The organism is Pseudomonas sp. M5, from assembly GCF_016907075.1.
GTDB lineage: Bacteria > Pseudomonadota > Gammaproteobacteria > Pseudomonadales > Pseudomonadaceae > Aquipseudomonas > Aquipseudomonas putida_E.
Genome location: NZ_JAFBBH010000001.1, coordinates 3529401 through 3543806 on the forward strand (window position 1 = coordinate 3529401; position 14406 = coordinate 3543806).

Sequence of the window (14406 nt, forward strand, 5' to 3'; positions counted from 1 at the left end):
AAGGAATACACATGGAATGGCTGACCAGCCCGGAAATCTGGGTTGCCTTTTTCACCCTCACTGCGCTTGAGATCGTTCTCGGTATCGACAACATCATCATGATCTCGATTCTGGTCAGCCGCATGCCCAAGCACATGCAGGCGCGCACCCGAATCTTCGGCCTGGCCCTGGCCATGGTCACCCGCATTTTGCTGTTGCTGTCGATCACCTGGGTCATGCGCCTGACTGCCGACCTGTTCGTGGTATTCGGCCAGGGCATCTCGGGCCGCGACCTGATTCTGTTCTTTGGCGGCCTGTTCCTGCTGTGGAAAAGCTCGCAGGAGATCTACCACGGCCTGGAAGGCGAGGACGAAAGCGGTGACGAGCCCAAGGGCAAGGGCGGCACGTTCCTCTTCACCATCATTCAGATCGCCATCATCGACATCGTGTTCTCCCTGGACTCGGTGATCACTGCTGTAGGCATGGTTTCGCATGTGCCGGTGATGGTCGCAGCAATCATCGTTGCAGTACTGGTGATGATGTTGTGCGCCGGTGCCATCAGCAACTTCATCGACAAGCACCCTTCGCTGAAGATGCTTGCGCTTTCGTTCCTGATCGTCGTAGGTACCGTGCTGATTGCCGAATCTTTCGATGTGCACGTGCCCAAGGGCTACGTCTACTTCGCCATGGCGTTCTCCCTGGGGGTGGAGGCCATCAACATCCGCATGCGCACCGCCATGGCGCGCAAGCGCGGCAAGGAGCAAGACGCAGTTAAATTGCGCAAGGACATTCCGGGTCAGTAAGCACCGCGAACGCAGTATTCGAGGGCCCTCATCAGGGCCCTTTTTCATGCCTTGGGTTTCGTGACAGACAGGTTTCAAATACTGGCCGAGCATGCCAAGCTGGCGACAGGCCCGCAAAACAACTAAAGCTTGAGTAAGCACTGGATAAAAACACCCACCCCCGGGCCAGGCTTACCGCTTCACCCATTGGCTCCGCCTTTGGAGCCCGGATAAGAGGGGGGCTACACCATGCTGACCCTGCTCAACCTGCTTTCCGCCGTCGCGTTGCTGGTATGGGGCACGCACATCGTCCGTACCGGCATCCTGAGAGTGTTCGGCTCCAACCTGCGCCGGGTCCTGAGCCAGAACATGAACCGGCGGCCATTGGCATTCATCGCCGGTATCCTGGTCACGGCCGTAGTGCAGAGCAGCAACGCGACCGCCATGCTGGTGACGTCATTCGTGGGTCAGGGCTTGATGGCCATGACCCCGGCCTTGGCAATCATGCTCGGTGCAGATGTCGGCACTGCACTGATGGCCAGGGTGCTTACCCTGGACCTTTCATGGCTCTCGCCGTTGCTGATATTCCTGGGTGTGATCTTTTTTCTGTCGCGCAAGCAAACGCGCGCGGGCCAGCTGGGCCGGGTAGGCATCGGCCTGGGTCTGATCATTCTGGCGCTGGAACTGATCGTTCAGGCGGCCACCCCCATCACCCAGGCTCAGGGTGTGAAAGTACTGTTCGCCTCATTGACCGGAGACATCCTGCTCGATGCTTTGGCTGGCGCAGTGTTCGCCATGGTTTCGTACTCCAGCCTGGCAGCAGTGCTGCTGACCGCCACCCTGGCCGGCGCTGAACTGATCAGCCTGCCAGTGGCCATCGGCCTGGTGGTCGGCGCCAACATCGGCAGCGGGCTGCTGGCCTTTCTCAGCACCAGCATGCAGAACGCCGCGGGCCGGCGAGTGGCCTTGGGCAGCCTGTTGTACAAGCTGATCGGCCTGGTGCTGATCATTCCGGTGCTCAATCCACTGGTGGCGTGGATGGACTCGCTGAGCTTCAGCCCACAGGAGCTGGTGATCGGCTTCCACCTGCTCTACAACACGCTGCGTTGCCTGGTCCTGCTGCCCACCGTCAAGCCCATGGGGCGCCTGTGCAACTGCTTGTTGCCGGAGCGCGAGAACGGTAACGGCCAAGTGCGCCCACGCCACCTGGACGCCTCGGCACTCACCACACCCAGCCTGGCCTTGGCCAATGCTGCCCGCGAAACGTTGCGCCTGGGCGATATCGTCGACAGCCTGCTCGAGGCCATGCTCAACGCCCTGCGCGGCACCCAGACCGCCCTCCCACAGCAGGTCCGTGCCCTGGGCGAAGATGCCGAAGCGCTGTACAGCGCCATCAAACTGTACCTGGCCCAAATGCCCCGGGAAGACCTCAGCGATCAGGACAACAGGCGCTGGGCCGAAATCATCGAACTGGCGATCAACCTCAAGCTGGCCTGTGACCTGGTCGAACGCATGCTGCGCAAGGTCCAACAGCAGAAGACCAGCCAACGCCGGGAGTTTTCCCAGGTCGGCCTGCAAGAGCTGGCCGGCCTGCAAGAGCAATTGCTGACCAACCTGCGCCTGGGCCTTTCGGTATTTCTCAGCGCCGACCCAGAGAGCGCACGCTTGCTGTTGCGGGAAAAACGCCGCTTCCGTGCCCAGGAAAGACGCCTGGCCCATGCCCATGTCAGCCGCCTGCAACGCAAGGTAGTGCAAAGTATCGAGACCAGTTCGCTACACTTGGAGCTGATCGCTGACATGAAGCGGTTGAACTCTTTGTTCTGCAGCAGTGCCTATGTGGTACTGGGTGGCTCGGACACCGGCGGGCTAATGCTCGACAGTGTGCCGGACGAAGCCCGCCTACCCTGATCTCGCCTACCTGGAGACCCAAGCTCGCCCATGCGTTGCCTGACCTTCGTTTGCCTGCTGATCTGTAGCCTGCACTCCTTCGCCCTCGATCGTTCGCGGGTCGAGGGCTACCTGCTGCCCAACGGTCTGCAGGTTATTCTTAAATCCGGCTACGAACGCGATCATGTGGCGATCCGCCTGGTGGTGGGTGTGGGCCTGGACGACTTCGACTGCGAGCAGAAAGAGCTGCCGCACCTGCTCGAGCACTTGCTGTTCAGCGGCATCGACGAGACCGGTGAGGGCGGCCTGGAAGAGCGCCTGCAGGCTTTGGGTGGCGAATGGAATGCCTTCACCAGCAGCGCCGACACCACCTTCGTCATCGAGGCCCCGGCGCGCAACCAGCGCAAAGTGCTCGACCTGCTGCTGGCGGTACTGCGCGACACCCGCATCGACGCCAAGGCGTTGGCCACGGCCAAGCGCATCATCGAACGTGAAGACGGCGGCCACTACGGCCACCTGCAACGTTGGCTCGACCGCCAGGACATCGGTCATCCGGCCAGCGATCAGTTGGCAACCGAACTGGGCCTCAAATGCCCGGAACGCTCCAACCTCGATGGCATGACGCTGGAGCAGGTGCAGGCCCTGCGTGATCGCTGGTACGCCGCCAACAACATGACCTTGATCATGGTTGGCGGCCTCGATCGGCTGCTGCCGGCCTACCTGGAGCGCACCTACGGCGAGCTGCCCGCCACCGAGCCGCAGGAGCGGCGCAACCTGGAAAGCATCAGCCAGCAGGCCGAACAGCGACGCGACCTGACCCGTGGTTTTCTGGGCGACAGCGTCAAACTGCACTGGTTGTTCATCGAGCCGGTACTGGACAACGACCACCAGTCGACCCTCGACCTGCTCTCACGCTATCTGGACTGGGCCCTGTACGACCAGTTGCGCCTGCGTAACGGCCTGTCCTATGGGCCTTCGGCACAACGCGAAAGCTTTGGTGACAGCGGCCTGCTCAGCCTGAACGCTGACCTTGAGCGCGATGACGTCGACGAGGCGGTCAAGGTGATGCAGAAACTGTTCGACCACTTGCGCGAGGACGGCCTTGATCCGGATACATTCGCCCGTATCAAGGAGGCCGCCGTCGCCAAGGAAAGCTGGAGCACCCAGGGCAACAGCGCGCTGGCCGATTATTACTGGGGGGCACTCAACGCCTACAGCAACGGGCGCTTTGCCGACCCGGCCCGGCAGCTGCGACAGGTCAGCCTGGAGCAGGCCAACGAGGCGCTGAAGGCATTGCTCAAGGATGAGGGTTATCTGCGCATCGAGAAGCCGTTGCTTGGGTATGACGAGCTGTATGGGCTGATTGCGCTGCTACTGGGGGTGATCCTGGCTGCCGGGCTGCTACGTCGCCGGCGTACTTCACCCCAACCACCGAGCGGTGCTACACGGCAGCGGTGATTCGGCGGTATCCTTTCGCCAGTACCGGCCTCTTCGCGGGTTTACCCGCGACGGCGCGGCACAGTCACCCTATCACTCTGTTGTATACCCATGCCCCCTATTCCCCATATCGTCCAGCGCGTCATCGAACTGCTCAAACGCTACCCCGGCATCATCGCGCTCGGCGGTTTCCTCTCCGGTATCGGCAGCTTCATTCTGGTCGACCGCCAGGCCAGCCTGGCCAGCTGGGTCGCCATTCTCATGCTGGTGAGCTGGATCTGGCTGATGCTGGAGAACACCCTGACAGGCCTGTTCGCCCGTACCTTCAAACGGGAAATTCCTCAGCCGCTGCTGCGCTACGCGACGCAGATGATCCACCAGGAAAGCCTGTTCTTCGTACTGCCGTTCTTTTTCATCACCACCACCTGGAACAGTGGCCAACTGGTATTCACCGGCCTGCTCGGTGCCGCCGGGCTGGTCTCGATCATCGACCCGCTGTACTACAAGTGGCTGGCACCGCGGCGCTGGCTGTTCATGGCGCTGCACACCCTCACCCTGTTCGCCGCGCTGTTGACGGCCCTGCCGATCATCCTGCACCTGACCACCGCGCAAAGCTTCAAGCTGGCACTGGTTGCAGCCATGGTGCTGTCGTTCCCGAGCCTGGCCAGCAGTTTCCCGATCAACACCTGGCGCCGTGGCGTGGCGCTGGTACTGGTGACCCTCGCGGTCGGCGGGGGCGGTTGGTTACTGCGCTCGTGGGTCCCACCGGCCACCCTGTGGATGACCGAAGTGGCGGTCAGCACAGAGGTATTGAACCGCCAGCCCGGCGAATCGCTGGATGAAGTTGCCGCCAGCCGCATTCGCAGCAGCGGCCTGTATGCCTACACCGCCATCAACGCACCGCGCGGCCTCAACGAGCGCATCTACCACGTGTGGCAGAAGGACGGCAAGGAAGTGGACCGTATCGCCCTGGATATCCATGGCGGGCGCAAGGAAGGCTACCGTGCGTGGACCCACAAGCAGAACTTCCCGCCAAACCCCGCAGGTAAATGGCAGGTGCGCGTACTGACCGAAGATGGCCAAGTGATCGGTGTGCTGCGCTTCAAGGTGGTAGACGACGCGCCGGCGAAGTAAGCGCTCCTGTGGGGGGCCGGCTTGCCGGCGATTGGGCCGCAACGCGGCCCCAACAGCACTCAGCACATTTCAACAAACCCCGCCATGCCTGCTGCGCTATGATCAGCCTCTACGCCTGTCAGATGCATGGAGCCTATGACCACCCCCAGCGCCACTCTGGACACCAGCAGCCAACCGGCCTGCCTGCGCATTGCCGGTGACTGGACCCTGGCCCACTACGCCAGCCTCAAGCGCGACAGCGAACACCTGCGCACCCAATACGGCGCGGACGCCGTAGCCGATCTCAGCCAACTGGGCCAGCTCGATACCGCCGGTGCCTCGCTACTGGCTGAGCTGCTGGGCTCTGAGCGCCTGTCGCACTGCACTCAACAGCTGCCCGCTGCCAGCCGCGCCCTGCTCAAGAACGTCTACTGCTCGGTTCAGGACTACTGCATCCCGGTAAAGGAACCCGAGCGCCCTGTGCTGCTCCTGCTGCTGGAGCGCATCGGCCGCGCGGTCAATACGTTGTGGCAAGACACCCTGCAGTTGCTCGGCTTCATCGGCCTGATCCTGGAAACCCTGCTGCGCCGGGCCTTGCAACCGCATCGCTGGCGGCTCACCCCGGTTGTCTCGCATATCGAGCAGACAGGTCTGGACGCCGCGCCTATCGTCGCGTTGCTGACGTTTCTGGTGGGCGCGGTGGTCGCCTTCCTCGGGGCGACCGTGCTGGCCGATTTCGGCGCAACCGTATTCACCGTCGACCTGGTGGCGTTCTCGTTCCTGCGCGAATTCGCCGTGTTGCTGACTGCCATCCTGATGGCCGGCCGCACAGCCAGTGCCTTCACTGCCCAGATCGGCTCGATGAAGGCCAACGAGGAGATCGACGCCATCCGTACCCTGGGCCTGAACCCGATCGAACTGCTGGTCGTACCCCGGGTGCTGGCACTGCTGATCTCGCTGCCGCTGCTGACCTTCGTCGCGATGATCTGCGGCATCGTCGGCGGTGCTGTGGTCTGCGCGCTTTCACTGGATATTTCGCCGGCCATGTTCCTCTCGCTGCTGCAAAGCGATATTGGCGTGCAGCACTTTCTCGTCGGCTTGGCCAAGGCACCCTTCTTTGCCTTCCTGATCGCGGCCATTGGCTGCCTGGAAGGCTTCAAGGTCAGCGGCAGCGCTGAGTCGGTAGGCGCCCATACCACCTCCAGCGTGGTTCAGTCGATCTTCGTGGTCATCGTGCTCGACGCAGTGGCTGCGCTGTTCTGCATGGAGATGGGCTGGTGAGTACCCCGGAAGCAGTGATCCAGGCGCGGGGCATCTGCAACCGCTTCGGCAGCCAGAGCGTGCACGAAAACCTCGATCTGGACCTTTACCGCGGTGAAATCCTGGCCGTGGTTGGCGGTTCGGGCAGCGGCAAGTCGGTGCTGTTACGCAGCATCATAGGGCTACGGCTGCCGAATGAAGGCCAGATCAAAGTGTTTGGCCAGAACCTGGCCGGCCTGCATGAAGAGCAACGCTCATTGGTCGAACGGCGCTTTGGCGTGTTGTTTCAGAAGGGTGCGCTGTTCTCCTCGCTGACCGTCACCGAGAACGTCGCATTGCCACTGATCGAGCATGCAGGCCTGTCGCGCGCCGATGCAGAGCACCTGGCCGGGGTGAAGCTGGCCTTGGCCGGCCTGCCGATTTCGGCCGCAGACAAATACCCCTCTTCACTGTCTGGCGGCATGATCAAGCGCGCCGCACTTGCCCGCGCACTGGCCCTGGACCCGGACATCCTGTTCCTTGACGAACCCACTGCCGGCCTCGACCCGATCGGCGCCGCCGCCTTCGACCAACTGATCCTCACCCTGCGCGACGCCCTGGGCCTGAGCGTGTTCCTCATCACCCACGATCTGGACACGCTCTACACCATCACTGACCGCATCGCGGTACTGTCGCAGAAGAAGGTGCTGGTGGCAGGCCCGCTGGCCCAAGTCGAACAGACCGACGACCCGTGGATTCACGATTACTTTCACGGCCCACGCGGACGGGCGGCTGAACAGGCCGCCAACCGTGCCGGGCAGGAGCGCTGAACGATGGAAACCCGAGCTCATCACGTCCTCATCGGCCTGGTCACCGTGCTGGTGGTGGCCGGTGCCATGCTGTTTGGCCTGTGGCTGACCAAGTCCAGCGTCGACGACGCCTTCAAGGACTACGAAGTGATCTTCAACGAAGCCGTCTCCGGGCTGTCCCGCGGCAGCCCCGTGCAATACAACGGCATCAAGGTCGGTGACGTGACCAGCCTGCGCCTGGACCCCAAGGACCCGCGCCGGGTGCTGGCCCGGGTTCGCCTGAGCGGCGATACCCCGGTCAAGGAAGACACCCAGGCGAAACTGACCCTCGCCGGCGTCACCGGCAACTCGTTCATCCAGCTCAGCGGCGGCACTCCGAAAAGCCCAGAGCTCAAGGGCAAAGACGGCAAGTTACCCGTGATAATCGCCTCGCCCTCCCCCATCTCGCAGCTACTCAATGACAGCAGCGACCTGGTCACCAACATCAACCTGCTGCTGCACAATGCGAACCAGATGTTCTCGGAAAACAATATCGACCGCCTGAGCAACACCCTGGCCAATCTGGAACAGACCACCAGTGCGTTCGCCAACCACAAAGGCGGCATTTCCCAGGCCATAGAACAGCTGGCCCAGGTCGGCAAACAGGCCAACGCCACGCTGGCCGAAACCCAAGCGCTGATGCGCAATGCCAACAGCCTGCTCGGCACCGAGGGCAAACAGGCCATCGGCAGCGCCGAGCAGGCCATGCAATCGCTGGCCGCCAGCACTGCGACCATCAACAGCCTGCTCAATGACAACCGCCAGTCCATCGACGACGGCGCGCAAGGCCTCAACCAGCTGACACCGGCCATCCGCGAACTGCGTGAAACCCTCAACTCACTCAAGGGCATTTCCCGACGCCTGGAAGCCGACCCGAGCGGCTACCTGCTTGGCCGCGACAACAACAAGGAGTTCCAGCCATGAAGCTGTCGCTGCGCCTGCTGGCCCTGACGGCCGCGCTGAGCCTGTCTGCCGCCTGCTCGATCCTGCCCCAGAGCGAGCCTGTGGACATCTACCGGCTGCCGGTCAACCAGGCCAGCCACAGCGCGACCCCGGTGCCATGGTCGTTACGCTTGAACAAGCCGCTGGCAAGCGAAGTGCTGGCCGGGCCACGCATCGCTGTGATCCCCAAGGGCGACGTGGTCAGCAGCTACAAAGGCGCCCGCTGGAGCGACCCGGTGCCGTTGCTGTTACGCAACCGCCTGCTCGATGGCTTCCAGCGCGACGGGCGTGTACAGCGTCTGAGCGCCGACGACAGCAACCTGCAGGCCGACTATGAACTGGCCGGTGAACTGCAGGCGTTTCAGAGCGAGTACCGGCCAACCGGTGCGGTGGAGGTGGTGATCCGCTATGACGCGCATCTGGTTCACGGGCGCAGCCAGCGAATCCTTGCCAGCAAGCGTTTCGAGGTGCGTCAGCTGCTGGCAGATACGCAGGTTTCGGCCGTGGTGGCCGGCTTCGGCATGGCCAACGATCAACTCGCCGCGCAGGTGGTGAACTGGACCGTCGCGCAAAGCGCTCAGGCTCAGGCTCAGGCAAAGAACCAGTAGCAGACCAGGATGGCCGCAATGACACCGGACAGTTCGGCCAGCAAGGCGCAACCTACGGCATGGCGTACGCGCTGGATGCCGACAGCACCGAAATACACCGCCAGCACGTAGAACGTGGTTTCGGTGCTGCCCTGAACGGTAGCGGCTACCAGTGCCGGGAAGCTGTCCACGCCGTGGGTCTGCATGGTCTCGATCAGCATCGCCCGCGCCGCACTGCCGGAGAACGGCTTGACCAATGCGGTCGGCAGGCCCTCGACGAAGCGGGTGTCCATACCCATCCAACTTACCGCGTGACGAATGCCATCCAATGCCAGCTCAAGGGCCCCGGAGGCGCGCAGCACACCAACGGCTACCAGCATGGCCACCAGGTAGGGCAGCAGGCTCTTGGCCACGTCGAACCCTTCCTTGGCGCCTTCGACAAAGGCCTCATACACCTTCACCCGCTTCAGCGCACCGATCACCAGGAACAGCATGATCACACCAAACAGCGTGAGGTTGCCCAGGACAGACGACAGGCTGGCCAGCGCAGCAGCCGACAGGGTACCGAGGAAGGCCATGAAGCCGCCCAGCAGCAGAGCACCCGGGATCATGTAGGCCAGCACCACCGGGTCCCACAGGCGCAAGCGCTGCATCACCGCCACCGACAGCAGACCGACCAGGGTCGAAACGCTGGTCGCCAGCAGGATCGGCAGGAACACCAGGGTCGGGTCAGTAGCGCCTTGCTGGGCGCGGTACATGAAGATGGTGACCGGCAGCAGGGTCAGCGATGAGGCATTGAGCACCAGAAACAGGATTTGCGCGTTGCTCGCGGTGGTGCTGCTGGGGTTGAGCTCCTGCAGGGCGCGCATGGCTTTCAGGCCGATCGGCGTAGCGGCGTTGTCCAGGCCCAGGCCGTTGGCAGCAAAGTTCATGGTGATCAGGCCCAGTGCCGGGTGGCCGGGTGGCACTTGCGGCATCAGCCGGGCGAACAGCGGGCCGAGCACTTTGGCCAGCCATTCCACGATACCGGCCTTTTCCGCAATCTTGAGGAACCCCAGCCAGAGGGTAAGGGTGCCGAACAGCAGGATCATGACTTCGACCGACAGCTTGGCCATGGCGAAGATGCTCTCGACCATCGCGGCGAAAATGCCGGCGTTGCCGCCCACCAGCCATTGAGCCAGGGCCGATACGGCCGCCACCAGGAAAAAGCCAAGCCAAAGGCCGTTGAGCATCCGTGTGTTCCCCCTGAAAAGTGCCTGAATGATAACGCACCAACGGCTGCTTTAGCCTGCGCTGGCCACATCGCCGGTTCGCCGGCGATGTGGCCCTTACAGACAGCAAAAAGCCCCGAATGAATCGGGGCTCAATGTTCAACGCGTCAGGTTCAGCGCTTGGCGGTCTCGCCAACCAGCGCCGCTTCCTTCTTGTCCGCAATCAGCGAGGCGTAGTATTGCTCGCCCTTGGCGGCGTCGTACATGCCTTCCCAACGAGCGATCACCAGGGCAGCCAAGGCATTGCCGACCACGTTCAGAGCGGTACGCGCCATGTCCATGATGCGGTCGACACCTGCGATGAAGGCCAGGCCTTCCAGCGGGATGCCTACGCTGCCCAAGGTTGCCAGCAGGACCACGAACGATACGCCCGGCACACCGGCAATACCCTTGGAGGTCACCATCAGGGTCAGCACCAGCAGCAATTGCTGGCTCCAGGACAGGTCAATGCCGTACAGCTGGGCGATGAAGATCGCCGCGATGCTCTGGTACAGGGTCGAGCCGTCGAGGTTGAACGAGTAACCGGTCGGTACCACGAACGAGCAGATCGACTTCGGCGCACCGTACTTTTCCATCTTCTCGATGACACGCGGCAGCACGGTTTCGGAGCTGGACGTGGAGTAGGCCAGGATCAGCTCATCTTTCATGATGCGCATGATCTTGATTACCGAGAAGCCAAAGATGCGTGCGACAAGGCCCAGCACCATGAAGGCGAAGAAGGCGATGGCGAAGTACACCAGCAGCACCAGCTTGGCCAGCGGCAGCAGCGAGCTGAAACCGAAGTTGGCGACCGTCACGGCGATCAGGGCGAATACGCCGATCGGGGCGTAGTTCATGATCATGTGGGTGACCTTGAACATGGTCTCCGACACGCCCTGGAAGGTACGCACCAGTGGTTCACGCAGGTCGGCCTGCAGGCTCGACAGGCCCAGGCCGAACAGCACCGAGAAGAAGATGATCGGCAGCATCTCGCCACGCATCAGCGCCGCGAAGATGTTCGACGGGATCAGGTTCAGCAGGGTCTCGATGAACGCATGCTCATGCTGCACCTCGGCGGCGGTCGCCTGGTACTTGGAGATGTCGACGGTGCCCAGGGTGCTCATGTCGATGCCGGCGCCCGGGTGGAACAGGTTTGCCAGCACCAGGCCGACAACGATGGCGATGGTTGTCACCACCTCGAAGTAGATGATGGTCTTCAGGCCGATGCTGCCCAGTTTCTTCGCGTCGCCAACCCCGGCGATGCCCACGATCAGCGACGAAATCACGATCGGGACGACGATCATCTTGATCAGGCGAATGAAGATGTCACCGGCGGGCTGGAGAACGTTGCTGATCCACCATGCCTTTTCTGCACTGAAATGATTCAGTAGCGCGCCGATTGCAACGCCCAGGATCAGACCGATGACGATCTGCCAGGCGAGGCTCAATTTTGCCTTCTTCATGTCTTTACCCTTTGTTCTAGTGATCACGGGCACCGACCGGAAAAGCCCGTAACAGAGCCGTTGGCAACGTCACGGGCATCGTACAGCTTCCGTCCGGAGGCCTCATGTAAGGACACCGCAAGCGAGCGACAGGGCGCTCGGGCCAGCGAAAAGGCGGCAACTATTGCGATGGGCAAGGACGAAATCTAATGCCGGAAGCGCATACCCCATGCCGATTCGACATACAGCAATGCGTCAAAATGAGGCATTCGCAAGTCATTGATTTATAACGTTCGGAAACCCGAACACGACCAAACCGCCAGATCTCGGCTGATTTGGCAGTACGCAAAAGAGGACATTGATGGCCTGTTCGACAATCCGAATGGCCGAAATGACACCTGACAACGGCAGCGTTGAGCGAAAAAAAATTGATGTGCGGTCAAGACAAAATGTGTCTCAGCAGGAAAAAGCTGAAAGGGAGATGTTGAAATGAAGATGGCATCTCGGAAGTCAGGCCAGCTCTATGTGGGAAAACTCACTGCTGACCTGAACCTCCGATTTTGCCTTGCCTGACCCGGCCCATTGCTGGAGGCACTCCCTGTACCCCTAGGCCACTCCGATCCTGCAACAATCAGAACAGCCCGGCCCCTTGGTCATGTGCGGCCCCTCCTCGGGGCAGCGCATCATAGAAGCGAGAACTATAGAAAGGTTCCACTTCTATTACGTGACAGTGCGCGACCAATCGTCCCTGACACTCAGTACCAGTTCGGGTCACGCTTGAGCTGCTCCTTCAGCATCGCCTGCATGCCTTCATCCGGCTCACCCAGCCAACGATACTGCGCATGGCGGGTTGGGGCCTTGTCACTCGGCAGGCCCTCGGGTACCTCCACCAGCATCCCGTAGGCATCGTCCTTGTCCCAGCTGAACGCTACGATCAGGCGTTTGTAGGTGCAGTTGTCCTTGGACTCACACAGCGGTCCGACCAGATATTTGTCACCATCCTCGGTCACCGCGGACATCTGCTGCTGCGCACTGCCCGTCAGGTTGATCACCCAGTCGGGCAGGCGTTCCTCGCCTTTGATCGCGTCCTGCCAGGTCTCCCGGTACTCAGGGTCAGAGCCGAGCAACTTGTCGGCGCTGACCTGGCCATCATTGGCCGCCATCGCCGCTGCGCTACCCCCCAACAGCAGAGCGGCAGCTACGGCGTTGCAAAGCTTCCTGCTCATCGTCAACCTCGACCACGTCCAAAGAAGAAGGAGGCTACGAACAGGACCAGGAAGACAATGAACAGGATCTTCGCGATACCCGTGGCAGCGCCGGCGATACCACCGAAGCCGAGTACGGCGGCGACAATGGCGATGATGAGGAAAGTGATAGCCCAACTCAGCATGATGCTTCTCCTTTCTTTTTTGAAATCGATCCGGTCGGTGTCGAAACCGCAGCGCCTTAGAACACCCAGCGTTGCTGGGGCACGACTTTTTCGACTGTGGCCGGCGAGGTGTTGGCCGAAGGCAGCTTTTGCGCTGCCCTCACCAATGTGTTGGCACGTGTAGCCTGGATTTGCGCCAGCAGCGCAGTCTGCGCCGCAACCTGCTCAGTGAGTCGCGCGGTCTGCCAGCTGTAGTAAAAAAGGCCTGCGGCCAAAGCCAGCAGCAACGCCATCCCCAGTATCAGGAACTGGCGCAGTGGCAGTGCGGCGATCTGCGAACGGTTGACGGATTGGCGGTTCATGCCGGCTTCTCCTGCTGTAATTTTTCTATTCAAACCTGAACAGGTAATTGCAGCCTGCGTGCCAGTGGCTCGATTTCTAATAAATCCTTATAAATCAGATAGTTATACAAACACATGATTGGGCCTGAGGACGTATCCTGCACGATGCCCGTCTTGGCGTCGTGCGTATTGCACGATTCATCCTTCAACCTTGGTCGCCACCTTGAGCAGATCGGCATCCACCCCACGTACGCCAATGATTTGCCGCGCGATCTCAACGGCGATGGTTTTCTGCTCGCTGCTGACCACCTCACCCGACAGCCGCACCATGCCGCCCTCACTGGCAACCTTGATGTTCAGGCCATCAAGGTTGCGGCTGAAGCGGAAGCTGTTCTGGATCTTGTCGATCACCCAACTGTCACTTGGCTGCGGCCCGGTGGACACGCCCACCGGCGTTTCGCGAGCCTGGGCCATGGCTGCGGAATCCAGACTGACCAGGTTGTTGACCAGGTACACACCGTCAGTGGTCCGCGCCACCACCCCAGCCAGTTCCTTGGCTTCAGCGCTGTCGACCTTGCCGCGCAGGGTGATCACACCTTCACTGCTCTGTACCTCGATAGGCGCCTTCTGCGTCGTACGGCTCCACAGCAGACGGGCACGAATGACGGCAGCCAGGGTTGCATCCTCAAGACGCTGAGCGTAAGCCCGCAATTCGAGCGGGCGCTCGACCAGCCCGGCGTTGACCTGCAACTGGTTATCGACCTGCTCGATGCCTCGAGTCGCCTGTGCGACGTGTTCGGCCAGCTGGCGCTCAACCTCATTCTCGACCTCACCCGTCAGGCGTGCCCGCTGGCCATCCACCTCGACCTCAATGCGAAACGGGTTGAGCATGCGGTTGAGTGCCAGCGCAGTCTGTAGGGAGCCCTCCAGGCGGGCATCCTGAACCGGGTCGGCAAACGCTGGGCTGCAAATGGATAACAGGCTGGCCGTCAACACAGCCGTTCGAGTGGTAAAAGGCATGACCGCACTCCTTCTGTAGGCTAAATCCACAAATCATCGCAACCAATGTGCCACCTCAATGCTCTAAGGCAATCATTGAGATATCGCGGGTTCACGGCATTCTTTGGCCATTGGCTAGCATGCATAGGACAGAATCCTTCAGAATTGACCATGCAACTTGCCCGATTTTT

14 protein-coding genes are annotated in these 14406 nt (G+C 61.4%); 8 read left to right on the top strand and 6 right to left on the bottom strand.

The window, feature by feature from the left end; all coding sequences use genetic code 11:
• Window positions 1-11: 11 nt before the first annotated feature.
• The 8 genes from JOE27_RS16085 to JOE27_RS16120 all read left to right on the top strand — a co-directional run bounded on the left by JOE27_RS16085 (window position 12) and on the right by JOE27_RS16120 (window position 8835).
• Window positions 12-782, top strand: a complete 771-nt coding sequence (locus JOE27_RS16085) for a TerC family protein (protein ID WP_012316834.1) — start codon at window positions 12-14, stop codon at window positions 780-782.
• Window positions 783-1010: 228 nt separating this feature from the next.
• Window positions 1011-2669, top strand: a complete 1659-nt coding sequence (locus JOE27_RS16090) for a Na/Pi cotransporter family protein (protein WP_046786720.1) — start codon at window positions 1011-1013, stop codon at window positions 2667-2669.
• 30 nt (window positions 2670-2699) lie between these two features.
• Window positions 2700-4106, top strand: coding sequence for a pitrilysin family protein (locus tag JOE27_RS16095; RefSeq protein WP_115273167.1), 1407 nt, complete (start codon window positions 2700-2702; stop codon window positions 4104-4106).
• Between the two features lie 90 nt (window positions 4107-4196).
• Window positions 4197-5219, top strand: coding sequence for a DUF5924 family protein (locus JOE27_RS16100; protein ID WP_046786722.1), 1023 nt, complete (start codon window positions 4197-4199; stop codon window positions 5217-5219).
• Between the two features lie 126 nt (window positions 5220-5345).
• Window positions 5346-6479 carry an MlaE family lipid ABC transporter permease subunit gene (locus JOE27_RS16105; protein ID WP_046786723.1) on the top strand — a complete coding sequence of 378 codons (1134 nt, stop codon included), beginning with the start codon at window positions 5346-5348 and terminating at the stop codon, window positions 6477-6479.
• The gene (locus tag JOE27_RS16110) at window positions 6476-7267 is read left to right on the top strand and encodes an ABC transporter ATP-binding protein (RefSeq protein ID WP_115273168.1); all 792 of its coding nucleotides are present in this window, start codon (window positions 6476-6478) and stop codon (window positions 7265-7267) included. Before JOE27_RS16105 ends, JOE27_RS16110 begins: the two co-directional genes overlap by 4 nt.
• Window positions 7268-7270: 3 nt before the next feature.
• Complete coding sequence (locus JOE27_RS16115) at window positions 7271-8209, top strand: MlaD family protein (RefSeq protein WP_115273169.1); 939 nt, start codon at window positions 7271-7273, stop codon at window positions 8207-8209.
• Complete coding sequence (locus tag JOE27_RS16120; protein WP_204919207.1) at window positions 8206-8835, top strand: ABC-type transport auxiliary lipoprotein family protein; 630 nt, start codon at window positions 8206-8208, stop codon at window positions 8833-8835. The genes JOE27_RS16115 and JOE27_RS16120 overlap by 4 nt, the downstream gene beginning before the upstream one ends.
• Here the strand turns inward: JOE27_RS16120 and JOE27_RS16125 are convergent.
• From JOE27_RS16125 to JOE27_RS16150, 6 genes are all read right to left on the bottom strand, one after another.
• Window positions 8817-10046, bottom strand: coding sequence for a spore maturation protein (locus JOE27_RS16125; protein WP_012316842.1), 1230 nt, complete (start codon window positions 10044-10046; stop codon window positions 8817-8819). The two genes, JOE27_RS16120 and JOE27_RS16125, sit on opposite strands and share 19 nt — an antisense overlap.
• Window positions 10047-10198: 152 nt before the next feature.
• Window positions 10199-11527, bottom strand: a complete 1329-nt coding sequence (gene gltP / locus JOE27_RS16130) for a glutamate/aspartate:proton symporter GltP (protein WP_204919208.1) — start codon at window positions 11525-11527, stop codon at window positions 10199-10201.
• 734 nt (window positions 11528-12261) lie between these two features.
• A complete protein-coding gene (locus JOE27_RS16135) occupies window positions 12262-12732 on the bottom strand; it encodes an inhibitor of vertebrate lysozyme family protein (RefSeq protein WP_046786729.1) in 471 nt (156 codons plus the stop codon).
• 2 nt (window positions 12733-12734) lie between these two features.
• Complete coding sequence (locus tag JOE27_RS16140; RefSeq protein WP_003252966.1) at window positions 12735-12896, bottom strand: DUF1328 domain-containing protein; 162 nt, start codon at window positions 12894-12896, stop codon at window positions 12735-12737.
• A gap of 56 nt (window positions 12897-12952) precedes the next feature.
• A complete protein-coding gene (locus JOE27_RS16145; RefSeq protein WP_046786730.1) occupies window positions 12953-13237 on the bottom strand; it encodes a hypothetical protein in 285 nt (94 codons plus the stop codon).
• A 177-nt stretch (window positions 13238-13414) separates the two neighbouring features.
• Window positions 13415-14236: a BON domain-containing protein gene (locus JOE27_RS16150; RefSeq protein ID WP_204919209.1), complete on the bottom strand. Its 822-nt coding sequence runs from the start codon at window positions 14234-14236 to the stop codon at window positions 13415-13417.
• Between the last annotated feature and the right edge of the window lie 170 nt (window positions 14237-14406).